Raw genomic sequence first — 23,114 nt, 5'->3', positions numbered from 1 at the left:
GGTGTACAGCAAGTGTCTAACTTGACGGTTATAGCGTGTAGTGAGAAGTCGTACGAAGCGTGCCCGTTCTGGTGTGGGCCCAACGTTCGATTTCCTGTCCGGCCTTGTCGCCGCATCGTCGTCGACCGTGCTTACCTACGTCGACGGCGCCCCTACGCAGCGCTTTGCGACCCCCGCGAAGCCGTGCGCCGTTTTCCCGCCTGATGTCTACCCGAAAGAACCCAGGATTTGATTACCCATGTCTCACGACCTCTTCCGCGCGCCCAAAAACACGAGCGAACGGATCCAATCGAGTCGCTCGACGAGTCCACCGCGACCACCAAAGCGCGACTGATCGAACCGAGCAAGGCGCATTCGCCCTCGCTCGTGCTGCTCGTCCTCATCGCTACGGTGGGCATCATCGCCTATACCGGGTTCCTGCTGAACCCCGCGAGCCGCGGCGACTGGCTCCCCTACGCGATGGTGATCATCGCGGAACTCGTGCTGATCACCCAAGCCCTGCTGTCGATGTGGACGATCCTGTCGGGTTCGCAAGATCCGCGGGACTTCGCCTTCCACCGTGCGAAGGACGGGCTGTACAGCTCCCGCGACCTCAAGCGGTTCGGTAATCCCTCCGAGCGTCCGCTCTACCTCGACGGGTCGTCCGCTACCGTCGACGTTTTCATCACGACGTACGGTGAGTCGATCGACGCGATCCGTCGCACCGTCACGGCGGCGGTCGCGATGCGGGGGGAACACCTCACCTGGATCCTCGACGACGGCAAGTCCGACGAGGTGCGCGATCTCGCGGCCGAACTGGGGGCGCGGTATGTCCGTCGACTGAGCTCGGGCGGCGCGAAGGCGGGCAACGTCAACCACGCGCTGTCGCTCTCGAAGGGTAACTTCTTCGCTATCTTCGACGCCGACTTCGTTCCGAAGCCGGAGTTCCTCGAGGAGACGGTTCCCTTCTTCTCGGACGGGAACGTGGCCTTCGTGCAGACGCCGCAGAAGTACGGCAACCTGCACAACGTCATCTCCCGGGGCGCCGGTTACATGCAGTCGGTTTTCTACCGGTTCATCCAGCCTGGTCGCAACCGCTTCAACGCCGCGTTCTGCGTCGGCACGAACGTGATCTTCCGCCGGAAAGCCATCGACGAGGTCGGCGGTATCTACACCGACTCCAAGTCGGAAGACGTATGGACCTCGCTGGTGCTGCACGAGGCCGGATGGCGCACCATCTACATCCCGATGGAGTTGGCCGTCGGAGACGCTCCCGACACCGTCGAGGCGTACACGAAGCAGCAGCTGCGCTGGGCTACCGGCGGATTCGAGATCCTGTTGCGTCACAACCCGTTGAGCCGCAAGCGCAACCTCACCCTCGACCAGCGTCTGCAGTACTTGGTCACCGCCTCGTTCTACATCACCGGCATCTGCCCGTTGCTGCTGCTGCTGGTTCCTCCGATGGAGATCTACTTCGATCTGCGGCCGATGAACCTGTCGACCACCGTGCTCACGTGGGCCCTCTACTACGGCGGCTTCTACGTGATGCAAATCGTGCTGGCTTTCTACACGATGGGGTCCTTCCGTTGGGAGACGCTGATGCTCGCCACCGCGTCGTTCCCGATTTACGTCGCCGCGCTCTGGAACGTGCTCACCGGCAAGGAGCAGAAGTGGAGCGCCACGGGCGACAAGTCCGCCGCGTCATCGCCGTTCAACTTCATGATCCCGCAGGTGCTGTTCTTCGTCTTCCTCCTTCTCACCTCCTTCGTCGCGGTCGCGCGCGACCTCGACAACGGCGTGTTCACCCTTGCCACCGCGTGGAACGTCACCAATACCGTCATCCTCGGCAGTTTCGTCTTCGCCGCTTCCCGCGAATCCCGCCTCATCCGGCGCTCGGCACGTCGCGCGGCCAAAGCAAAACTGCTCGAACCCATCGACACTTTCGAGCTCAGCTCGACAGGAAAGGCACTCATCTCATGACCTGGATCAACCGTTTCAAGCTCGTCGCGGGGTTCATCTCCGTGCTCGTCGTCGTCGCCGGCCTCACCGTCGTGTTCAACCAGCGCCAGTCGCAGGTCGCCAGCAGCTCCGCATCTATCGAGGCGAAGCGCTACCCCGTGGGTATCGACTACGGCGGAACGGTGGTCTCCGCCGAGGTGGAGAACGGCGACCGCGTCAAGGCGGGCCAGGCCCTATTCACGCTGCAGAGCCCCTCGCTCGAGTCCGACCTTGCCCAAGGCCTGTTCAAGCCGCAGACCGTTGCCTACACGGTTGATGACGACGGCCTCATCACCCTCACAGCAGCGGTATCCGGCACCGTGTCCGACCTCTCCACCGAGAGCGGGTCCTTCGTGCAGGCGGGGCAAGTGCTCGCCAACATCGACGAATCGGGATCCCTGTTCGTCACTGCCGAGTACGAGTTGAGCGCCCGCGATTACGCGCGCATCGAAGACGGCGCCTCCGTCGACATCCTGCTGCCGAACCAACAGGTGGTGTCGGGAACGGTGGAGTCCATCGACGTGGAGACGACGAATGGCAAGGCCGAGTCCACCGTGCTCGTGCAGAGCACGGGACTCGTTGAGGGCTCGTACAACGGATTGGTGAAGCGCGGAACCCCCGTCGCTGCCACCCTGCTGCTGCGCGACGACGGCGTCTTCGCCGGCGTTAAAGACGGCCTGCAGGACTTCATGCGCAAGATCGGAGTCTGATCCGATGCGCGCCCGACAGAGTCGCCTACCCCTCGCTTTCCTCACGGCCGCCGCGGTGGCCGTCGCGCTCAGCGGCTGCATGACACAGCCATCCTCACCACAGGCGGCTGGCGCTGGTTCGGCCGGCGCCAGCGGCGACACGGTGTTTCCCGACGCCGAGATCGCCTCCCTCGTCGCCGCCGTTCCCGAGAAGACCGTGAAGGCCCTCCCGCAGGCGCGACTCGCCGACGGACTCCTCCCGCCCACCAACACGTGGTTCTCCGGACTGGTCTTCGGCGAGGAGTCGATGGCGGTCTTCCCCCTGCCGCTCTCGTTCAAGCTGAGCGATTCGGGCTTCGAGCTGGGCCTGCCGACGGTCACCGCGACGGCGAAGAACATCGCGGGTGGCTTCATGCCTGCGGTCGAGGCCGATGTCGGCGCCGACAGCCAGGTCGTGACCGCCTACGATGCGGCATCCGTCACCATCGCCCAGTACGACGGCGACACCGAACTCGGCAGCACCGTCATCGCGCAGGGCTCTCCGTTCGTGAGCTTCACCGCGGCATCCTCTCTTTCGATCCCGACGGAATTCACTTCGTCGGTGGCAGACGGCGTGCTGACCACCGAAGTCGGCGGCACTACCTACGGCCTGGTCTCGACGGGCGACGTCTCCGGAGGCGAACTTACTCTCGCGGCCGGAGAGACGGCTACCTGGTTCGCCCTCCCCGACGACGGCGACCTGGATCTCTTCGCCGAGGCGGCGACGCATCCGATCACGAGCACGACGCTCGGCTACGAGGTGACAGCCGACAGTGCCACCACGACCATCGGCTACACCACGGCCGACGGCGAGCCCACCCTTATCGCGTCGATGCCGCACCAGCGGGCAGCGGGCGCAGACGAGGGCCTCGCGAGCTACAGCAGTATTTACGGCACAATGCGGGTGATCGCTGGCTCGCAACTGAGCTGGTCGGTCGAGACCCTCGCGGCGAGCGGGGCGATCGACGTCACGACGCTCGGCGCCGACGATACCGCGCGGCTCGTCGCGCAGGTCGCGGCCGACACCGCGAGCATGCCCGCCTTCGCGAGCGACACGTACTACGCGGGTAAGGGCCTCGCCCGCGCCGCGAACCTGTGGAGCCTAGCCGAGCAGCTGGGCGCCGAGGATTCGGCCGCGACCCTGAAAGCCCTCATCGTCGACGAACTTGACACATGGACGGAAGCGGACGGCTGTGAACAGCGCACCGCGCGCTGCTTCGTCTACGACGACAAGGCCAAGGGAATCGTCGGACTCGACGCGTCGTACGGCTCTGACGAGTTCAATGACCACCACTTCCACTACGGTTACTTCTTCTACGCGGCCGGGATGATCGCGGCGGACGACGCCGAGCTCGCGGCATCGTGGGCGCCCGTTATGAACCTGCTCGCGGCTGACGTCGCGACGACTACGGCCGACGAGAGCACCGTCTTCCCGGTACAGCGCACATTCGACGCCTACGCCGGGCACTCCTGGGCGAGCGGGTCGTCGCCTTTCGCCGATGGCAACAATCAAGAGTCCAGCTCTGAGGCAGTGAACGCGTGGAACGGACTGGCCCTGTGGGCGGCCGCGAGTGGCCAGGAGTCTCTACAGACCGAGGCGACCTGGATGCTTTCGGCCGAGGCGGCATCCGCTTCCGCCTATTACACCGACTTCGATCTCGACGAGCAGGTCTACGAGGGATACGACCACACCATCGTCTCGCTCAACTGGGGTGGCAAGCGCGACTGGGCGACCTGGTTCAGCCCGGAGCCGAGTGCGATGCTCGGGATCGTGCTGCTTCCGCTCACCGGGGTTTCGGAGTACCTCGCCGGCGACCCGGAGCGCATTCGCAGCAACATCGCCGATGCCGCGCCCGACGGCTACGACGTGCTCTTCGGCGATACGCTGCTGATGTACTCGGCGCTCGCGGGACCCGACGACGCGGCTGCCGCGCTCGAACAGGCGGACGGCTTGAACGAGGACAGGATCGATGGCGGCAATAGCCGCAGCTGGATGCTGGCCTGGCTCATGACTCACGCGGCCGCGTAGTCGCAAGACAATAATCCGATGTGGAACGAGGCACGGCTAGTCGGTGAGTGCATTCGCGAGAATGATCAACGCTGCGCCCGCGATACGTTGGCGGCACGGTCGAGCGCCAGCCGTCCGGCGCTGATTTCGCGACGACCTAGATCCTTCTTCGGCGCCCGATAGGCTCCCGCGAAAGCACCCCGTATCCGAGAAGAGGAGCAATAACGATGAGCACAGGACCGGGTCCTATCGAGTTGCACTTCACCGCCCCGATCGGCGTGGTGGTCAAGGGGGATACGTGGTCCTGTGTCGAGGTGCCCGGGTCCGTAGAGCTGCTGGGAACCGGCAAGGCTGTAAAAGTCGTCGCGACCGTCGATGGCGAGCCACTGACGGCAGGACTGATGCCCCACCGGGTCGGGCGGACACATGCTCTCGATCAGCGCCAAGCTGCGAAAGAAGCTGGGCAAAGACATCGGCGACTCGGTGACCGTTCAGCTGTCGGAACGGCTCACCTGACCCGGAGATGGGCAACCCAGGTCAGACCGTGAATCGTGCTCCGACGAGTCGCTCGGATGCGTCCCAGAGCCTGCGGGCCTCCTCGGCGCCACCCATCGTGGGCCACAGCGTCTGCGCGGCGGGCGGGCCGCCGACCTGGCGTTTCGGACCGAAAAACCCGCCCTCCTGCGAAGCAGGAACGGTGGCCGCGAGCAGTGCCGGAAGCGCGGCGGTCTCGGGTGTTCCGACGATACCGAGGCGTGACATGACGCGGATGAGCCGAATCTCGGCCGAGTCGCTCTGGCGGCCCATGCCGGGCTGCGCCGCGAGCAGGTTGGTCGGCGAGACCCCGGGATGGGAGAGGTTGCTGGTGACGCCCCACCCGGCGGCCCGACTCCGGGCGTCGAGTTCGCGAGCGAAGAGGCCCACGGCGACCTTTGACTGGCCGTAGGCCTTCATCGCGTCGTAGTCGGTCTCCCAGTTGAGGTCATCCCAATTCACCTTGCCTTGCCGCGCGGCGATGCTCGTCTGGTGCGTGACCCGGGCCTTGCCCGCCCGTAGCAGCGGCAACAGGCCCATGGTGAGGGCGAAATGGCCCAGATGGTTTGTGCCGAACTGCAGTTCGAACCCGTCTTTCGTGACCTGGCGGCTTGGCGGCGTCATCACGCCGGCGTTGTTGATGAGCAGGTCGATGCTGCGACCCTCGGCGACGAGTGCGTCTGTCAGTGCGGCAACCGATTCCAGCGACGACAGGTCGAGGTTCGGGGTGGAGATCCTCGCACCGGCGACACGGCCGCGCATTCGATCGGCGGCCGCCGCGCCTTTGGCCCGGTTGCGCACCGGCAGGATGACCTCGGCGCCGGCCTCGACCAGCCGGGTGGCGATAACCTGTCCGATACCGTCGCTCGCGCCCGTGACGACAGCGAGTGTGCCCGTCAGGTTGTGCATCGTGAAATCGTTGTTGCGTGGCATGGAGTCCTCCGTTGGGCGGCGAAAGCCGCGGGTTGGTGCCGGACCTCCATGCTCCGCGCAACCGGAAATCGGATACAGGGCCCGATGATCCACGGCTCGGCAAACCACCTCAGGTCAGGGACTGCGCGCCGATGACCGAAAGCAACTGAAGCTTCTCGTAGCTCGGGGAGCCCGGCACCGCCGTGTACACCAGAAGCCGATGCGACTGCTCCGGATCGAGGAGGGTCTGGCATTCGAGCTCGAGCGCTCCGACCTCGGGATGGATAAAGCGTTTGGCCTCGGTGGGGCGAAGCCCGGCCTCGTGGTTTGCCCACAGACCGCGGAACTCCTCGCTCTCTTTGCCTATCAGCTCTGCGAGCCGCTCAGCCCGCGAACCTGCACCGCGGAGAGTGACAACCTCCCGAAGCCCGGCCACGTAGACCCGGGAGAGAAGGGCGCGCTCCTCCGGCGGGTAAAACTCGCTGACCGACGGATCCGTGAACCAGCGATAACCCAGGCTGCGTGCGGCGCCCGTGCGCCGGGAGGCGTCGCCCGTGAGCGCCACCGCTAGGTCTGTCTGTCTGAGGGTCTCGCCGAGTTCCGTGATGATCTCGGCCGGGGTGTCCTGCAGGCGGTCGAGAATGCGCAGGAGGCCCGGACTGACGTGGTCGCTGGCGGATCCGCGCGGCGGCGGGTTGTGTCCCGCGAGGCGGAAGATGTGATCGCGCTCGCCCAACGACAGGTGGAGCCCCTGCGCGATCGACGCGATCATCTGCTCCGACGGGTGCGGCCCGGTTGCCCGCTCTAGCCGGGCGTAGTAGTCGGTCGACATGTGGCAGAGCGCGGCGACCTCTTCTCGCCTCAGTCCGATGGTGCGGCGTCGCTGTCCTCGGAACAGCCCGACGTCCTCCGGCTGAAGCGAGTCCCGCCGTTGGCGCAAGAACGTCGCCAATCCGATGCGATCCATCACTGCGCTCCCCTGTCCGCAACGCGACGAGCGGTGCGCTTCGTTCCTATCGTGGATGAGGCGCCCGCGCAACGGACTTTCAGTCCACCCTTGCCGCCGTTCCACTCAGGCGCTCGTAACCGACGAGGGGCGCGGTGAAAAGCCACGTCGCCACCCTCCCCACGGACCGATCGAGCCTCGGCGCCTGTCGCCAGAACTCCAGGAACACCTCGAGCACCATTTCGTCGGCGAGTTTGCGGTCGGCGATCTGCTGTCTGACCCTCGCGAACACGTGGGGAGCGAAGCGGTCGTAGAGCTCGCCAAAGGCGGTCTGATCGCCCTTCGCCACTTCGGCGAGCAATTCGTCGTCGGTCGAACTTATGTAACGTGCGAGATCCATCGCGGCCCCCAGAAAAACGCTGATCTGTGCTGAAGCGACCGGCGTCCGGAGCTACACGTTCACGTTATGAGCGGAGCCTCAAATGAAGAAGTTTCGCGTGACCATTGCACTGCGTCCGATTTCGTGCAGACGGGCACCGCCGCGTGAGGTCGAGGCGTCCTCACTCCGAGAGGAGCTGCCGCTCGATCGGAACGGTTCGCTCCACCACGACGTCGCCGGTGTGCGCGGTGGTGACCGTCTCGATGAGTACGATTCCCACCTCTTCGGCCGCGACCGGGTTGTGCTGAACGCCCTTCGGCACGACGTAGAAATCACCCGCTGCGAGCGTCACCTCGCGATCACCCTCAAGCTGGATGCGGAGGTTTCCGTAGACAACGATGAACATCTCGTCTTCGTTGTCGTGCGCGTGCCACACCAGCTCGCCCAGTAGCTTCGCCACCTTGACGTATTGGTCGTTGACGCGGCCGACCACGCGCGGCGTCCAGTAGTCGAAAACCTGGTCGAGTTCGGATCGGATGCGGGTCGGCTCGAGAAGATCCATATCTCTAGCCTAAGCGCCCCCCGGACACGCCAGAGAAGCGCCCTGATGCAGGGCGCTTCGACTGGCCGAGGCTATGGGAACTTAGTTCTCGGGGTCTACCGTGAACTTCTGATCGCAGGCGACCTGCTCCTCACCGTGCTCGGTAACCCCGGTCGGGACCTCGCGCTTTACACCGTCGATGTAATAGGTGTCGGGCGAGGCGAAAGTGGAGCCGTCCTGGTAGCCGCCGTTATCGAAGATCTCGACACGCATGCGGCCCTCCTCGATCGCCATCTCGGTGCCGATAGTGGCTGCGACTTTCTCGTTGGGAAGCGCAGTGAGTTCGCGGTTGACGCCGTCGGTCTTCGACGTGGTCTGCGAGTACGACGAGTTGCCCTCGATGCCGACGCCCTCGTAGGAGAACCCGAATTTTGCGCCAACCGTCCACGTCTCCGACAGGGTCTTCGACTCAAGGATCGTCTGCTTGATCTCCGGGGAGTTCGTGTTGCAGTTCGTAACCGCCGAACCGTAGCGGTGCCACTGCTTGTAATATCCGGCAGTGTGATCGACTTCGAACGTGCACTTGACGCTCACGCCGACGTCGCCGTAGCCGTTCTCGCACGCCGCAGTGAGCTCGTCTGGTGAGGTGCCGTAGGCCTGCGCGGCCGAGGCCGGGCCCACGAAAGCGAGGGCAGCGACGGCCGCCACGAGGGTAGCGGATCCGATTCCTAGGCGGGTGCGGGTGGATGTCTTCGGCATTTCGTATCTCCCGTTCGTTACTGGTTGTCGTCCGTGCCGTCCAGCGGCATGACTCCACCCTGACCGGCCACCCCGCGCCCGAGCGGCCGTGTTAGACCTTCGTCTAACTGTCCTCGTCGGTTCGTCGCCGGTGTGTAATAAGCAGCCCGCGCATAAATGCGACCGATACCAGAGCGGGCCGGTTCGTCGCGTTCCAGGAGCGCATCAGTCGGCCGAGATGCCACTTGACCGCCTGCGGGCTGTACGCGGTCGCCGCGGCGATCTGCTCGGTAGACTGCCCGGCGGCGACGAGTGCAACCATCTCGATAGCGGGATCCGCGGCTTCGCCTGATGCCGCCACTGTCTCGACAGAGATAGCTGAACGCTCCGCATCGGGGTCGGTTTCTGGCGCGTTCCATGCCTCCATCCAGCACGCTCCGAGTTCATGGGCGAGCAGGCCGGCGCGGCTTACAACTACCGTCGTCTCGGCCAGCGAGAGAGAGGCCCGGGTCGACTGGAAGAATGCGCCGAATGCTCGGAGGGCCGGTATCGCCCCGCGAAGCGCCACGGACACCGGTACCTGCGTGTGGCGAACGGAACGCGCAGAGGCGCGGATGCACGCTAGGGAAGCCGCGGCGAGGGGTTCGCCCGTTCCAATGCTGCGAAGAGCGTCAGGCAGTACGACAGGGGCGATCTCGTGGTAACGCTGAAGAAGCCACTGGGTGTGCTTCGCTCGTTCTCCTCCGGCTCCCGCGTCGAACATCTCGGCAGACAGCACGATCTGCATGAGCTCGGCGGCGTAGCCGGACAGGTCTACACGGAGGGGGCCGAGAGCTGTCTCTTCGCCCTCGCGGTGCCTCGTCATCGGCCCATCGTCGCATTTCGCCGCGGTCTACCATCCAGGTCTCGAGGGCTGTTCACGTAATGTTCGTCACGCCCGGCGCCGTCGCAACGCGTAATGTGGCTGTCGGTGTGCCGGGAAGTCTGGTCGGCGGGTGGTCTTCGACCGCTCACGATACGACCGACCCGAGAATTTCCAGCGAAGGCAGCAGTGTGACCCACCACAACCCGAACGCGCTTCCCGAAGACCAGGCGCCCCATTCCATCTGGCGCGGCATCCACCAGACCCTCGGCAAAGACACCGTCGGCGGGGCGCTATTGCTCGGCGCTACCGTTCTCGCGCTCATCCTCGCCAACACCGGCGCCGTCGGTTTCTACAACGGGCTGCGCGACTTCACCTTCGGCCCGGAGGCGCTGCACCTCAATCTCAGCGTCGGAGCGTGGGCGGCCGACGGACTGCTGGCGATCTTCTTCTTCGTGGTCGGACTGGAACTGAAAGAAGAATTCGTCGTCGGCAAACTCCGCGACTTCCAGACGGCGATCGTGCCGATAGCCGCCGCGGTCGGCGGCGTCGCCGTGCCCGCGCTGATCTACGTGGTCGTGAACCTCCATTCGGGCAGCGAGGCGCTGCAGGGCTGGGCGATCCCCGCGGCGACCGACATCGCATTCGCCGTCGCGGTCATCGCCGTCGTCGGACGCAACCTGCCCCCGGCGCTGCGCACGTTCCTGCTCACCCTCGCCGTCGTCGACGACCTGCTCGCTATCTCGATAATCGCCGTGTTCTACACCGACGAGATAGCGTTCGTGCCCTTGAGTCTCGCGATCATCCCGCTGGCCGCTTTCGCGTTCGCCGTTCAACGTGGTGTTCGATCGTGGTGGCTCCTCATTCCGCTGGGTGTCATCACGTGGGCGCTGATTCATGCTTCCGGCATCCATGCCACCGTCGCCGGTGTGCTCCTCGGCTTCATGGTGCCCGTCATCGCCACGAAGCGCGCACGGGTGAAGGCCGGCGTCGACGCATCGGGCCGCCAGCTCTACGACGGCCTGGCGGCGCACTTCGCGGACCGGTGGAGCGTCGTCTCCACCGCGGTCGCCGTGCCGCTCTTCGCCTTCTTCTCCGCGGGCGTCGCCGTCGGCGGCATCGACGGGCTCGTGGAATCGCTCCAGGACACCATCGCCCTCGGCATCATCGCGGGCCTCGTTCTGGGCAAGCCCATCGGGATCACCCTCACCACCTTCTTCGTCACTAGGATCCCCGGACTGCGCATCGACCCGTCGATCAAGTGGATCGACATGGTCGGCATGGCTTTCGTGGCGGGCATCGGCTTCACGGTCTCGCTCCTGGTGGGGGAGCTCTCGTTCGGCGCCGGAAGCGAGTCCGATGAGCACGTGAAGGTCGGTGTGCTCGCCGGTTCGCTGATCGCGGCCACGATCGGCGGGATCATGCTCGCGCTGCGTGACCGGCACTACCGCAACCTTCGGTAGATGTGAGCACGGAGTTCACGTTTCGCGCGGTTAGGGCTCGCCTTCGCACATAAGGTGGTGGGCGTGTCATCCGTCAATCGCACCGCACCCGCACCCGCGGTACGTCCGTCTCGGCTTCGCCCTGCCAGAACCATCGTCTCGGCGTTCGGGCTGGCGATCGCCCTGGGCACCGCGCTGCTGATGCTGCCGATCTCCAAGGTCGGACCCGGAGGCGCCTCCTTCCTCGAGGCACTGTTCACCGCGACATCCGCGGTGTGCGTCACGGGCCACGTGGTCGTCGACACGGCGACCTACTGGACACCCTTCGGCCAGGTCGTCATCCTCGCACTCATCCAGGTGGGTGGTTTCGGGATCATGACGTTCGCGTCGCTGGTCGGACTCGCGGTCTTGCGCAAGATCTCGTTGCGCTCGCGGCTGACCACGGCGACCGAGGCGCACAGCTTCGGCCTCGACGACGTCTCCGGCCTCCTCGGGCGGGTGGCGCGCATCACGCTCGTGATTCAGGGCGCCGTAGCGGTGCTGCTGTTCCTGCGCTTTTCACTGGGCTACGGCGAGCCGGTCGGTCGGGCCGCCTGGCTGGCGGTGTTCCACTCGGTGTCGGCGTTCAACAATGCCGGATTCTCGCTGTTCAGCCAGAACCTCGTGCCCTACGCGCTCGACCCCTTCATCTGCCTGCCGATCGCCGCCGCGATCATCCTCGGCGGTATCGGCTTCCCCGTGATCATGCAGCTGCGCAAACACCTGCGACACACACTGAAGTGGACGATGAACACCCGGATCGTGCTCGCGGGCACCATCACGCTCCTGGTCGCCGGCACCGTGTACATCACCGCCATCGAGTGGTCGAACCCCGCCACCCTCGGCGCCATGGAATGGCCGCAGAAACTGTTGGCCGGTTTCTTCACCTCCGTGCAGACCCGCACAGCCGGGTTCAACAGCATCGACATCGGCGCCATGGATCCGGCCAGCTGGATCGGAATGGACGTGCTGATGCTGATCGGAGGCGGCCCCGCCGGCACCGCGGGCGGAATCAAGATCACCACCTTCGCCGTGTTGTTCTTCATTCTCGTCACGGAGCTGCGCGGCGAGGGTGCCGTAAACGTGTTCGGCAAGCGCCTCCCGCGGTCGGTTCACCGCGAGGCCATTACGGTGGTCTTGCTCGCCGTGGCGGTGGTCGTGACGGCGACGGTCGCCCTGATGCTCATCACCGACGAAACTCTCGACCGGTTGATGTTCGAGGTCGTCTCCGCTTTCGGCACGGTCGGGCTGTCCACCGGCATTACCGCCGACCTCCCGCCCGCGGGCCAGGTCATCCTCATCCTCCTCATGTTCATCGGGCGACTGGGTCCCATCACGTTCGCCTCCGGGCTGGCCCTCGCCGATCGCCACATTGCCTACGAGCTCCCCAAGGAAAGGCCCATCATTGGTTAAGTTCTCCCTCCGCCCGCCGTCGACCCGCATCGCCGAAGCCGACTCGGTGGCGGTCATCGGCTTGGGCCGATTCGGAAGCGCCCTCGCCCTGGAGCTCATGGCCAAGGGCACCGAGGTTCTCGGCATCGACGGCTCTGAAGACATCGTGCAGGCCCACAACGGCCTGCTCACCCACGTCGTGCGCGCCGATTCCACGAAGGAAGAGACCCTCCGCCAGCTTGCCGTGCACGAGTTCGACCGCGTCGTGGTCGCTATCGGAGGGGACATCCAAGCCAGCATCCTCACCGCGTCGATCCTGCTCAAGATGAAGATCCCCACCATCTGGGCGAAGGCGGTGAGCGACCCGCACGGCGAGATCCTCGGGCAGCTCGGCGTGCACCACATCGTGTATCCGGAGAAGGACATGGGCCAGCGCGTCGCCCACCTCGTTCGAGGCGCCATGCAGGACTACGTCGAGGTCGGCGAGGATTTCGCTCTCGTGAAGACGACACCGCCGAAGTCCATCATCGGAGTGCCTCTCGGCCAGTCGCGGGTGCGTGCGACCTACGGCGTGACAGTGACCGCCTTCCACCGCCCGGGCAAGGGCTGGGACTACACGACGCTCGAGACGGTGATCGAGGCCGACGACATCATCCTCATCGCCGGTCAGACCAATAAGGTCGAGTCGTTCAGCCAGCTGCGTTGAGCTGACGCGCCGCGACAGCCGCCGCGAGCACCGCGACGAATCGGGGTAGCGCCGTGTCATCCGACCCCGCGTGCGCCGGATCGAGCTGTGCGATCGATAAGGCCCGACAGTCGGGGTGACCGATCAGCGCCGCCAGCGCGGGTTCTAGCTGGGCCAGCGAGGGCCCGCTGTTGCGTCCGTTGACGTTCTCGGCGATCGGGGCGTCGAGGAAGTCGAGCACGTCGACATCGAGGTGCACCACGAACGGCCCCGCAGGGAGAGCGGCGCGTGCCGCTTCAGCCGCCTGACGCGGGTGGTGCGTGAGCTGCGCCTGCGGCACGACGGTGATGGCCAGGTCTCGCACCTGCGTTCGCTCCCACTCGGTCGCCTGCGTGTCATCGACGCCGAGGTAGACCAGTCGCGAGGGCTCGAGAATCGCGGTGTCCTGGGTGGCTTCGACCAGTTCGCGCGCGGCGCCGTCGAGGCCGAGCGCGTGAGCCATGCCCATCCAGCTGAGCGATCCTTCGTCGGTCGAGAGCGGGGTGTTGAGGTCGAGGTGGCGGTCGATGTAGACGAGGTTGGGCGTACCTCCCTGGCGAGCAATTGCAGCGCACACGCCGAACGCGACGGTGCAGCTTCCGCCCAGAACCAGCAGCAGTTCGCCTTCGGCGAGAAGAACGGATGCCACGTCGGCGAGCTCTCGTATCGACGCCACCTCGTCGTCGAGATTCTGCACACGCGGCTGGTGCCGGTCGGGCTTCCACCGGCGCGTCGTGAGGTCGCCCGCGTCCATGACCTGAGCGCCCTCCGCGGCCAACGCCTCGACGAGACCGCCCATCCGCAGGGCGTACGGCGCCCGTTCGACGCCGATGCAGTAGGCGCCGGCGCTGCTCGGCACTCCCACCTTCACGATGCGGCCCTTTCGACGCCCGGACGGACCTCATAGTACGGGCGACCCCCGACGTTCGGGCGCTCATGCCCCTAGCGCTCGACTCTTGACGGCTGGCAGCGGTCGAGACGCGCGGCGGCTAGCGTTGACGGGTGCTCCTAACGATGTTCGCCTCCAAGATCCACCGCGCCCGCGTCACCCACTCCGACCTGCACTACGTCGGGTCGCTCACCGTCGACCTCGACCTCCTCGATGCCGCTTCGATGCTGCCGGGGCAGCAGGTGAGCGTGGTCGACGTCGACAACGGCGAACGATTCGAGACCTACCTCATTGCCGGCGAGCGTGGGTCGGGAGTCATCGGGGTCAACGGTGCCGCGGCGCACAAGGCGCACATCGGCGACACGGTCATCCTCATCACCTACGCGCAGATGACGCGGGAGGAGGCCGTCGACTTCGTGCCCGTGGTCGTGCACGTCGACGTGGCGAACAGCATCGTCGAGGTCGGCGACGACCCGGCCGCGCCCGTCGAGGGCACGCAGAAGCCCCCGTTCGCCCTGTGAGCCCTACGCCCGCGCGAGCACCGCTTCGACGCTCGCCGCGATGATGTCGAGGCCACGGTTCAGCGTCGTGTCGTCGATCACGAGGGCCGGCAGCAGCTTGAGCACCTCGTCGACCGGGCCGGATGTCTCCACCACGAGCCCGCGCGAGAACGCCTCGGCGGCGACCGACTTGGCCAGGTCGGGCATCGCCGTACTGGCGAACCCGAAGATGAAGCCGCGGCCGCGCACCTCGAGCTGCGCCGCCGGGTTCGCGGCGGCGATGGCGGCCAGACGCTCGCGCACGAGCCCCTCCTTGCGGTGAACGTCTCGCGTCAGCGCGTCATCCGCCCAGTATTCTTCGAGCGCAACCGTCGCGCAGACGAAGGCCATGTTGTTGCCGCGGAAGGTGCCACTGTGCGATCCCGTCTTCAGCACGTCGAGGTCGCGCTTGAGCAGCACGAGCGACATCGGCAGACCATAGCCCGAGAGCGACTTCGAGAGCGTCACGATGTCGGGCACGATTCCGGATGACTCGAAGCTGAAGAACTCGCCGGTGCGACCCGATCCGACCTGGATGTCGTCGACGATCAACACGATGCCGTGACGGGTGGTCAGTTCGCGCAGGCCGCGCAGCCACTCGAAACTCGCGACGTTGATGCCGCCCTCCGCCTGGATCGTCTCGACGATGACGGCGGCGGGCTTGTCGAGGCCGCTGCTCGGGTCGTCGAGGAGCTTCTCGAGGTAGGCGAGCGAATCGAGGCCCGGGAAGTAGCCGTCGTAGGGCACGAACACGGCGTCGTCGAGGGTGATTCCGGCCGCCTGACGGAAGTGCTGGTTCGCCGTGACGGCGAGCGAACCGGCGCTCACCCCGTGGAACGCGCGGGTGAACGCGACGACGGTCGACCGGCCGGTCGAGAGGCGCGCGATCTTGAGGGCGGCCTCGACGGCGTTGGTTCCGGTCGGCCCGGTGAAGTGCAGCTTGTAGTCGAGATTGCGCGGCTCGAGGATGATGCTCTGGAACGCCTCGAGGAACCGCTTCTTCGCGGCCGTCGCCATGTCGAGCGAGTGGGAGATCGAGTCGTCGGAGATGTAGTCGATCAGTCTCGACTTCATGATCGGGTTGTTGTGCCCGTAGTTGAGCGCGCCGGCACCGGCGAAGAAGTCGATGTACTCGGTGCCCTGCTGGTCGGTCATGATCGAGCCGATCGCGCGCTCGAAGACCACCGGGAACGAGCGAATGTAGCCCCGTACGTCAGACTCTATGTCTGAAAAGATGTCGAGGTTCATGTCATTCGTCATCCTTCATGGTAACCACGGTCGCCTCGCGCCGCCGTCACGCGCGCGGAGTCGGATCTTCCTCATCCATTGGGAGGATCCTTCGTGCGCGATACGCCCCGGGACCGAGCGCGCACGTACCGTGTGCATATGAGACAAATCCTCCGCATCGCCCGGGTCGTTCTGCTGCCGCTCGCCGGCGCCGTGTTCATCACGCTATGGATCATCGGCGCCGCGAACACGATCTCGGCCGAGCTGCCGCTCGAGTGGATCCCCTACGCCGCCCTCGGCCTGGCTATCGCCCTCGCCCGGGTGTCGCCGATCACGGCGCTCGTGCTCGTCGGGCTGACCGTGCCGGCGCAGGTGCTGCTGCGAGGATGGCGGTTCACGGAGCAGAACACGAGCGCCTACCTCGCCGTCGTCATCGTGGTGGCGGTGGTGGCGGCATTCGCCGGCAAGCGCACCCGGCTCGCGGCACTCGTGCTGAGCGTGGCCGCGGGGCTGGCCGTCGGCCGGATCGCATCACCGCGCTGGCGGGCTACGGACGACTACAGCGCCGTTCCGTCGATGATTCTGGCCACCGTGGTCTTCGTCGTCGCCTGGGCTCTCGGCTATGCGGTGCAGCTGCTACTTCAGCGAAACGCCTCGCTGCAGCGCGCGCGAACACTGGAACGTGACATGGTCGCGGCCGAGCTCGAGCTGGCGATCGCGATCGAGCGCGACCGAACCGCGCAAGACGTGCACGACATCATGGCCCACTCGCTCTCGGTGATCGTCGCGCAGGCCGACGGCGCGCTCTTCCTTCAGAATCAGCGACCCGAGGCCACGTCGCAGAGTCTCACGGCCATCGCGCAGTCGGCCCGCGAATCCCTCGCCGAGCTGCGTGTGCTGCTGCAGTCACTGTCGACCTCGCCCGAGGGGCACTCGCATCCCTCGCTCGCCGAGGTGGACGCTCTGGTGGCGCGGATGAAAAGCTCCGGGTTGGATGTCACAGACGTCACCTTCGGCGAACCCGGAGCGCTCACGGCGGGCCAGCAACTCGCGGTCTACCGCATCCTGCAGGAAAGCCTGACGAACGCCCTCACCCACGGAGGTGTGCCGACGGCGGTGCGCATCACGCGCGACTGGCGCGGCCCCGGTCTCGCCCTGAGCGTCGTGTCGACGGCGCCCGCCGCGCTGACCCCGACGGTGCCGGCGCCCGGTCATCATTCCCGCGGCATCACAGGCATGACCGAACGCGCCCGGCTCGCTGGCGGCTGGCTCGCCGCCGAGCCCGACGACGAGGATCCGCGCCGGTTCATCGTCACCGCGTTCATCCCGACCGTGCCCGTGCCGGCAGGCACGGGCCCGCAGCTATGAGCTCGATCCGCGTGGCCATCGCCGACGACCAGAGACTGTTCTGCTCGGGCATCCAGATGCTCATCGAATCGCAACCCGACCTCGAGTTCGCTGGGGCGGCCTACGACGGCGAGGCCATCGTCGCCCTCGCTCTCGCCGAGAAACCCGACATCGTGCTGATGGACATCCGGATGCCCGTCGCCAACGGAATCACGGCCACGGAGACTATCCGCGCGCACTCCGCGGGGGAGCCGCCGAAGATCATCATCCTCACCACGCACGAGCGCGACGTGGCGGTGCTGCAGGCGGTCAACGCGGGTGCGAGCGGGTTCCTGCTCAAAGACGCCGACCCCGGATTTCTGCTCGCTGCGATCCGAACGGTGCACGGCGGACAGGCGGTAATCGCGCCGCGCAACACCGTCGCGGTGATCAAAGACCTGCTGCCGGCGGAGAACAGGCGCGCCGACCACGCGGCGATCGCCGCGCTCTCGGCGCGGGAGAAGGAGATCTTCCTGCTCGCGGCCCGCGGGCTGACGAACGCCGAGATCGGCGCCGCGGCGTTCATCTCCGAGACGACGGTGAAGAGCCACGTGTCGAGCATCTTCACCAAACTCGCCCTGGCCTCGCGCCTGCAGATCGTGGCGTTCGCCTACGAGCACGGGCTGCTGCGGTGACCGCGCTGCGGATTCTGCTGGTGATCGACTACAAGCTCGCCTATCTCGGCGGTGCGCAGACCGCGTTCGTGCAGCAGGCCCGTGCGCTCGCGGGTGCGGACCACGAGGTGACCGTCGCGGCACCCGACGCGCTCGCGCAGTCCCAGCTCGCGGCGGCCGGCATCCGCGGGTGGGATGTCCCGGTCTCGTTCGTTGTACCCGGGGCGGACCTGCCGATGGTCGCCAACACGGCGCGCACCCGCGACATCCTGAACCGGCGCATGCGCGACTGGCAGACCGACCTGGTGATGGTGCACTCCGAGTTCGGTCTCGCGGCGGCGGCGATCGAGGTCGCGGCGCAACTCGGCATCCCGAGCCTGCACACCGTGCACACCTTCTTCTGGCGCGCACCCGGCTTAGCCGACGTCGCGGCCCCGCTCGTCGCGGCCGCGCACACCCTCGCGACGGGCATTGCGGCGCCGCGCGTGCGGCTGGCACCCGGACGCCTCGACAGCGCCCTTCGCGGTATGACGCTGGCCGTGGCACGCACGGCCGACCTGGTCGTGTCGCCGTCGCACCACCAGGCCTCGGCGCTGCGAGCCGCCGGCTTGTTGAACGTGGTGGTGATCTCGAACACTGCGGAGCGCGAGCCGGGGCGGCCGCTCGTCGTGTCGGCACCCGGCCCGCTGCGGCTCGTGTGGGCCGCACGTTTCGCCCCGGAGAAAAGGCTCGACGTCGCACTCGGTGCGATGGCGATCGTCGAGAACATCCTCGGAGCGGGTGCCGTTCTGCTCGACGTCGCCGGAGGAAGGGCTCGGCGCACGGCTCCCGCCTCGGTCGTTTTCCACGGACGGGTCTCGTCGGCAGGCGTCGAGAGAATGATGGATGAAGCGCACGCGGCCGTCGTCACCTCGGTCGGTTTCGACAACCAGCCGATGATCGCGATCGAAGCCTTCCGGGCGGGGCGGCCGGTGATCGTCTGCGACCCCACCCTCGCCACCGAGTTCGGTGCGGCGGCGATCGGGGCGGGCGACGTCACAGCCGAGGCTCTGGCCCGAACCATCGTGCGACTGGCGCTCGACCGCGACCTCCTGCGCGGCCCGGCGGCGGCCGCCCGGCGGTACGCGCTCGGCGCCACCGCCGAGCAGCACGTCGTCGCGATAGAGCGCGCACACGGTTCACTCGCACAGTTCGCTCCCCTATGCTGAACCTTCCCGGAGTGGTGAGCGGAGCATGCCGCCGAGGCCGTAATCACAGCGAATGAAGCGAGCGGGCATGGATGTGACAGAGCAGGCGCCGGCGCGTTCGGGTCGCGGCGCGGCCCGCCTCTTCCGTGACATCCTGATCATTCTCGCGGTGGCGCTCCTGGCGTCGTTCCTCATCAAGACCTTCTTGGTGCGTTCGTTCTTCATCCCGTCGGGGTCGATGGAGAACACGCTCATGGTCGACGACCGAATCCTCGTGAATCAGCTGGCGCCCGACCTGGTGCCGCTGGCCAACGGCGACGTCGTCGTCTTCGAAGACCCGGGCGGATGGCTGCCGGCACCGGAGGTCAACACGAACCCGTTCGAAACGGTGCTCTCGGCGATCGGTCTCGCCGCCACCGATCCCAACAACCACCTGATCAAACGGGTGATCGGCCTGCCGGGCGACGTCGTGGCCTGCTGCGACCCGTTCGGCCACCTCACGGTGAACGGCGTACCGATCGAGGAGCCCTACATCGCCCTGCCGACCGAGACGAGTGCGGCGGCACCCGCGACATTCGACGTCGTCGTGCCCGAGGGCATGATCTGGGTCATGGGCGACAACCGCTACAACTCGAAAGACTCGGTGTACCACCGTGAAGAGGCGGCGGGCGGTTTCGTGCCGGTCGCCAACGTCGTCGGAACCGCGTTCGTGATCAACTGGCCGACGAACCGCTGGACGTTCCTGGGCAACTACCCGTTCGTGTTCCGCGAGGCGGTCGCCAGCGCCGGTTAGCCGTCGCCTCGATCAGCCGTCGAAGTGCGACCCGACGGCGAACGGCGGCTCCTCGGTGACCGGTGCCACCTGGTCTGACGGGGCGCTGTCGGTGGCCGATTCGAACTCCGAGATGCGCACCGGCAGGTGCGGCGTGACGAGAGCCGAGACGGCGATCTGGCCGGCGGTATGAAAGTGCACAAAACCGGCCCCGGATGCTGCGGCAGCGACGATATCGCTGCGGAGCGAATCGAGGTCTTCTGCCGGATCGATGATGAACATCCTGCCGCCGATGCGGATTTTCGCAACCCTCATGCCGTCCCCTTTGCTGGCTTTCGACGGTACGCCACTCCGCGCGTAGACAACAGGGGTGGTGAGTCAAGCGGCCCGTCGGGTGTCGGTGGCCGGTTCTACCGTTGACACACGGTACGACCTACGACGGCGAAGGGAATCACCATGTTGCGCGGACTCACGACAGTTGCCTATCAGTCGAGCGATCTCGAGGCGGCGAAGAAGTGGTACACCGAGGTGTTGGGCATCGAGCCCTATTTCACCCGAACCGAATACGTCGAGTTCCGCATCGGCGACTACGAGCACGAGTTCGGCATTCTCGACAGCAAGTACCTGCCCGACCTGAGCGCCGAGCACGGCGGCGGCGACCACGCGTCCGCCGCTCCCGGCGGTGCGATCGTCTACTGGCACGTCGACGATGCGCGGGCCGCCTACGACCGCCTCATCGAACTCGGAGCGACGCCGCACCAGCCGCCGCGCGACTTCGGTGAGAACTTCGTCGGCGCCGCGGTCATCGACCCGTTCGGCAACGTGCTCGGCATTATGCGCAACCCGCACTACCTCGAGGTGCTCGAGAAGCGGGGCTAGCTGTACAACTAGTTCGACGCGGGCTCGAAACGCGTGAGGGTCGGCGGCCCGGCGACGATGCTGCCGAGCGCGCTCGCACCCTCGGGGGTGGCGCGCCAGGCGCGGTACGCGTCGTCGTGCGCGATCGACTCCCAGGTCTCGACGACCATGAAGTGGGCGGCGTCGTCTGTGTCGACCAGAACCTCGACGCCGAGGTTTCCCTCGAACGCGCGGGTCGCGGTGAGAACGTCGGCGATCAGTGCCGGCGCTCCCGCGACCGCCTCGGGTGTGACGTGCAGGTCGAGCAGCGCTGTGACAGCCATGGTTCTCCTTCGTGGGGGTTGGGGTCTCCACTCTGCCACCGCCGATGCCCGCATGCCCGGAGCGTGCAACCTGTCATGGTGCCGGTTCAACTCCTAAAGTGGGTGTCATCCCGTTGCAACGACGATCGAGGTCTGACATGAGTGAAACCACCGCGCTGCCGATCGTGCAGCACTACATCGACGGACAGGCCGTCGTGAGCGCCAGCGGCCGCACCGCCCCGGTCTTCGACCCGGCGCTGGGCGAACAGACGAAGCAGGTGGCGCTGGCGAACGGCGCCGAGATAGACGCCGCGATCGGGGCTGCGAAGGCGGCATTCCCGGGGTGGCGCGACACCTCGATCACGAAGCGCCAACAGGTGCTCTTCCGCTTCCGCGAACTGCTCAACGAGCGCAAGGGCGAGCTCGCCGAGATCCTCACCGCCGAGCACGGCAAGGTGCTCTCCGACGCGCTCGGCGAGATCACCCGCGGACTCGAGGTCGTCGAGCTCGCCACCGGCTTCCCGCACCTCATCAAGGGCGAGTACTCCGAGCAGGTCTCCACCGGCGTCGACGTCTACTCGACCAAGCAGCCGCTCGGTGTCGTCGGCATCATCAGCCCGTTCAACTTTCCGGCAATGGTGCCGATGTGGTTCTTCCCGATCGCCATCGCAGTCGGCAACACGGTCGTGCTCAAGCCGAGCGAGAAAGACCCCTCGGCCGCCAACTGGCTCGCGGAACTGTTCACCGAGGCGGGGCTGCCCGCCGGCGTCTTCAACGTGCTGCACGGCGACAAGGAGGCCGTCGACGGCCTGCTCGAGCACCCCGACGTGAAGTCGATCTCGTTCGTCGGATCCACCCCGATCGCGAAGTACATCTACGAGACCGCCTCCCGCAACGGCAAGCGGGTGCAGGCCCTGGGCGGCGCCAAGAACCACATGCTGGTGCTGCCCGACGCCGACCTCGACCTGGTCGCCGACTCCGCCATCAACGCCGGATTCGGTTCCGCCGGCGAACGCTGCATGGCCATCTCGGTGGTCGTCGCCGTCGAGCCCGTCGCCGACGAACTGGTCGAGAAGATCAAATCCCGGATGTCGCAGCTCACCGTCGGCGACGGACGCCGTTCGTGCGACATGGGCCCGCTCATCACCGAGGTTCACCGTGACAAGGTGGCGGGTTACATCGACGTGGCCATCACCGACGGGGCGGACGTCGTGGTCGACGGCCGCGGAATAGACGTCGACGGTGCATCCGAAGGGTTCTGGCTCGGCCCGACCCTCATCGACAAGGTTCCGCTCACGTCGCGGGTCTACACCGAGGAGATCTTCGGCCCCGTGCTGTCGGTCGTGCGCGTGCACAGCTACGAAGACGGCGTCGCGCTCATCAACAACGGCGCGTTCGGCAACGGAACGGCGATCTTCACCAACGACGGCGGTGCCGCCCGGCGCTTCCAGAACGAGGTCGAGGTGGGCATGATCGGCATCAACGTGCCGATCCCGGTGCCGGTGGCGTACTACTCGTTCGGCGGGTTCAAAGACTCGATCTTCGGCGACTCGAAGGCCTACGGGCTGCAGGGCTTCCACTTCTTCACGCGCGAGAAGGCCGTCACCGCCCGCTGGCTCTACCCGAGCCACGGCGGCATCAACCTGGGGTTCCCGCAGAACTAACCGTTCCCCGGCGCTCAACAGGACGGTTCAGCTCACGCGCCCGCTCAACAGGACACTTCGGCTCCGCGGATGCGACGCCTCCTGTTGAACGGACCCCGTAGCAGGGCGGCTCACGAGGACCGAGCCCGCCCGCCGCGCGGAAGTGCAGTTGTGGTGGGTCGGTGCGCATCCGCACTATGCGCAACTGCACTATGCCAGGGCGAGCCGCTGATTTCGACAGGCTCAATCAGCGTGGGCGTGAATCAGATGAAGTCGGGGCTCGGCGTCGTCGCCTGGCGGATCGACACGTCGGCGTGACGGTCGAACCGGTAGCCGACGCCGCGCACCGTGCGCACGATGTCTTCGTAGGCGCCGAGCTTCGAGCGCAGGCGGCGCACGTGCACGTCGATGGTGCGCTCGTTCGGGATCTCGTCGTCGTTCGCGTTCCACAGCGACGAGATGAGCTCGGCGCGGT

General features: G+C 66.4%; 24 protein-coding genes and 1 pseudogene. 14 read left to right on the top strand and 11 right to left on the bottom strand.

All coding sequences use genetic code 11. The features are described from left to right. Positions 1–366 precede the first annotated feature (366 nt). From ACLQ6X_RS04165 to ACLQ6X_RS04150, 4 genes and pseudogenes are all read left to right on the top strand, one after another. A complete protein-coding gene (locus ACLQ6X_RS04165; protein WP_411698918.1) occupies positions 367–1,959 on the top strand; it encodes a glycosyltransferase family 2 protein in 1,593 nt (530 codons plus the stop codon). Continuing rightward, positions 1,956–2,687 (top strand): HlyD family efflux transporter periplasmic adaptor subunit, encoded by a 732-nt coding sequence (locus ACLQ6X_RS04160; protein WP_411698917.1) that lies wholly within the window; start codon positions 1,956–1,958, stop codon positions 2,685–2,687. Before ACLQ6X_RS04165 ends, ACLQ6X_RS04160 begins: the two co-directional genes overlap by 4 nt. A gap of 4 nt (positions 2,688–2,691) precedes the next feature. Continuing rightward, positions 2,692–4,734 carry a glycosyl hydrolase gene (locus ACLQ6X_RS04155; RefSeq protein WP_411698916.1) on the top strand — a complete coding sequence of 681 codons (2,043 nt, stop codon included), beginning with the start codon at positions 2,692–2,694 and terminating at the stop codon, positions 4,732–4,734. Positions 4,735–4,940: 206 nt separating this feature from the next. Continuing rightward, positions 4,941–5,229 (top strand): annotated as a pseudogene (locus ACLQ6X_RS04150) (DUF1905 domain-containing protein). A 21-nt stretch (positions 5,230–5,250) separates the two neighbouring features. Here ACLQ6X_RS04150 and ACLQ6X_RS04145 read toward each other — a convergent pair. The 6 genes from ACLQ6X_RS04145 to ACLQ6X_RS04120 form a co-directional block, all read right to left on the bottom strand. Further along, the gene (locus tag ACLQ6X_RS04145; RefSeq protein WP_411698915.1) at positions 5,251–6,180 is read right to left on the bottom strand and encodes an SDR family oxidoreductase; all 930 of its coding nucleotides are present in this window, start codon (positions 6,178–6,180) and stop codon (positions 5,251–5,253) included. Between the two features lie 109 nt (positions 6,181–6,289). Beyond that, positions 6,290–7,129, bottom strand: a complete 840-nt coding sequence (locus ACLQ6X_RS04140) for a helix-turn-helix transcriptional regulator (RefSeq protein ID WP_411698914.1) — start codon at positions 7,127–7,129, stop codon at positions 6,290–6,292. A 76-nt stretch (positions 7,130–7,205) separates the two neighbouring features. Continuing rightward, on the bottom strand, positions 7,206–7,505 hold the full coding sequence (locus tag ACLQ6X_RS04135) for a sigma factor (protein ID WP_411698913.1): 300 nt from the start codon (positions 7,503–7,505) through the stop codon (positions 7,206–7,208). A 160-nt stretch (positions 7,506–7,665) separates the two neighbouring features. Beyond that, positions 7,666–8,046 (bottom strand): cupin domain-containing protein, encoded by a 381-nt coding sequence (locus ACLQ6X_RS04130; protein WP_411698912.1) that lies wholly within the window; start codon positions 8,044–8,046, stop codon positions 7,666–7,668. Between the two features lie 81 nt (positions 8,047–8,127). Further along, on the bottom strand, positions 8,128–8,784 hold the full coding sequence (locus ACLQ6X_RS04125; RefSeq protein ID WP_411698911.1) for a hypothetical protein: 657 nt from the start codon (positions 8,782–8,784) through the stop codon (positions 8,128–8,130). A gap of 103 nt (positions 8,785–8,887) precedes the next feature. Beyond that, positions 8,888–9,550, bottom strand: coding sequence for a helix-turn-helix transcriptional regulator (locus ACLQ6X_RS04120; protein ID WP_411698910.1), 663 nt, complete (start codon positions 9,548–9,550; stop codon positions 8,888–8,890). 266 nt (positions 9,551–9,816) lie between these two features. Between ACLQ6X_RS04120 and nhaA the strand changes: the two genes are divergently transcribed. From nhaA to ACLQ6X_RS04105, 3 genes are all read left to right on the top strand, one after another. Further along, the gene (gene nhaA, locus ACLQ6X_RS04115; RefSeq protein WP_411698909.1) at positions 9,817–11,088 is read left to right on the top strand and encodes a Na+/H+ antiporter NhaA; all 1,272 of its coding nucleotides are present in this window, start codon (positions 9,817–9,819) and stop codon (positions 11,086–11,088) included. 63 nt (positions 11,089–11,151) lie between these two features. Continuing rightward, the gene (locus ACLQ6X_RS04110) at positions 11,152–12,519 is read left to right on the top strand and encodes a TrkH family potassium uptake protein (protein ID WP_411698907.1); all 1,368 of its coding nucleotides are present in this window, start codon (positions 11,152–11,154) and stop codon (positions 12,517–12,519) included. Then, positions 12,512–13,204 (top strand): potassium channel family protein, encoded by a 693-nt coding sequence (locus ACLQ6X_RS04105; RefSeq protein ID WP_411698906.1) that lies wholly within the window; start codon positions 12,512–12,514, stop codon positions 13,202–13,204. Before ACLQ6X_RS04110 ends, ACLQ6X_RS04105 begins: the two co-directional genes overlap by 8 nt. Here ACLQ6X_RS04105 and ACLQ6X_RS04100 read toward each other — a convergent pair. Continuing rightward, a complete protein-coding gene (locus ACLQ6X_RS04100; RefSeq protein ID WP_411698905.1) occupies positions 13,188–14,093 on the bottom strand; it encodes an arginase family protein in 906 nt (301 codons plus the stop codon). The genes ACLQ6X_RS04105 and ACLQ6X_RS04100 overlap by 17 nt on opposite strands. A gap of 131 nt (positions 14,094–14,224) precedes the next feature. Here ACLQ6X_RS04100 and panD point away from each other — a divergent pair, with 131 nt between their 5' ends. Continuing rightward, positions 14,225–14,632: an aspartate 1-decarboxylase gene (gene panD, locus ACLQ6X_RS04095; RefSeq protein WP_411698903.1), complete on the top strand. Its 408-nt coding sequence runs from the start codon at positions 14,225–14,227 to the stop codon at positions 14,630–14,632. Positions 14,633–14,635: 3 nt separating this feature from the next. Here the strand turns inward: panD and ectB are convergent, their stop codons facing one another. Next, positions 14,636–15,910, bottom strand: coding sequence for a diaminobutyrate--2-oxoglutarate transaminase (ectB, locus tag ACLQ6X_RS04090; protein WP_411698901.1), 1,275 nt, complete (start codon positions 15,908–15,910; stop codon positions 14,636–14,638). Between the two features lie 126 nt (positions 15,911–16,036). Here ectB and ACLQ6X_RS04085 point away from each other — a divergent pair, with 126 nt between their 5' ends. The 4 genes from ACLQ6X_RS04085 (at position 16,037) to lepB (ending at position 19,857) form a co-directional block, all read left to right on the top strand. Beyond that, positions 16,037–17,245, top strand: a complete 1,209-nt coding sequence (locus tag ACLQ6X_RS04085; RefSeq protein WP_411698899.1) for a sensor histidine kinase — start codon at positions 16,037–16,039, stop codon at positions 17,243–17,245. Beyond that, on the top strand, positions 17,242–17,898 hold the full coding sequence (locus ACLQ6X_RS04080; RefSeq protein ID WP_411698898.1) for a response regulator: 657 nt from the start codon (positions 17,242–17,244) through the stop codon (positions 17,896–17,898). Before ACLQ6X_RS04085 ends, ACLQ6X_RS04080 begins: the two co-directional genes overlap by 4 nt. After that, positions 17,895–19,085, top strand: a complete 1,191-nt coding sequence (locus tag ACLQ6X_RS04075; protein ID WP_411698897.1) for a glycosyltransferase family 4 protein — start codon at positions 17,895–17,897, stop codon at positions 19,083–19,085. Before ACLQ6X_RS04080 ends, ACLQ6X_RS04075 begins: the two co-directional genes overlap by 4 nt. Before the next feature lie 67 nt (positions 19,086–19,152). Then, the gene (gene lepB / locus ACLQ6X_RS04070) at positions 19,153–19,857 is read left to right on the top strand and encodes a signal peptidase I (RefSeq protein ID WP_411698896.1); all 705 of its coding nucleotides are present in this window, start codon (positions 19,153–19,155) and stop codon (positions 19,855–19,857) included. Positions 19,858–19,869: 12 nt separating this feature from the next. Here lepB and ACLQ6X_RS04065 read toward each other — a convergent pair whose 3' ends face one another. Continuing rightward, positions 19,870–20,151, bottom strand: coding sequence for a hypothetical protein (locus ACLQ6X_RS04065; protein WP_411698895.1), 282 nt, complete (start codon positions 20,149–20,151; stop codon positions 19,870–19,872). Between the two features lie 141 nt (positions 20,152–20,292). Between ACLQ6X_RS04065 and ACLQ6X_RS04060 the strand changes: the two genes are divergently transcribed. Beyond that, positions 20,293–20,715 (top strand): VOC family protein, encoded by a 423-nt coding sequence (locus ACLQ6X_RS04060; protein ID WP_411698894.1) that lies wholly within the window; start codon positions 20,293–20,295, stop codon positions 20,713–20,715. Positions 20,716–20,723: 8 nt separating this feature from the next. Here the strand turns inward: ACLQ6X_RS04060 and ACLQ6X_RS04055 are convergent, their stop codons facing one another. Continuing rightward, on the bottom strand, positions 20,724–21,017 hold the full coding sequence (locus tag ACLQ6X_RS04055; RefSeq protein ID WP_411698893.1) for a putative quinol monooxygenase: 294 nt from the start codon (positions 21,015–21,017) through the stop codon (positions 20,724–20,726). 137 nt (positions 21,018–21,154) lie between these two features. Here ACLQ6X_RS04055 and ACLQ6X_RS04050 point away from each other — a divergent pair, with 137 nt between their 5' ends. Further along, on the top strand, positions 21,155–22,660 hold the full coding sequence (locus ACLQ6X_RS04050) for a CoA-acylating methylmalonate-semialdehyde dehydrogenase (protein WP_411698892.1): 1,506 nt from the start codon (positions 21,155–21,157) through the stop codon (positions 22,658–22,660). 242 nt (positions 22,661–22,902) lie between these two features. Here the strand turns inward: ACLQ6X_RS04050 and ACLQ6X_RS04045 are convergent. After that, the coding region (locus ACLQ6X_RS04045) for a winged helix-turn-helix domain-containing protein (RefSeq protein ID WP_411698891.1) at positions 22,903–23,114 on the bottom strand (212 nt) is incomplete at its 5' end.

It is taken from the genome of Conyzicola sp. (assembly GCF_046714715.1).
Lineage (GTDB): Bacteria > Actinomycetota > Actinomycetes > Actinomycetales > Microbacteriaceae > Conyzicola.
The sequence above is the reverse complement of the archived record's forward strand: the minus strand, read 5'-3'. Positions and strand labels throughout refer to the sequence as shown.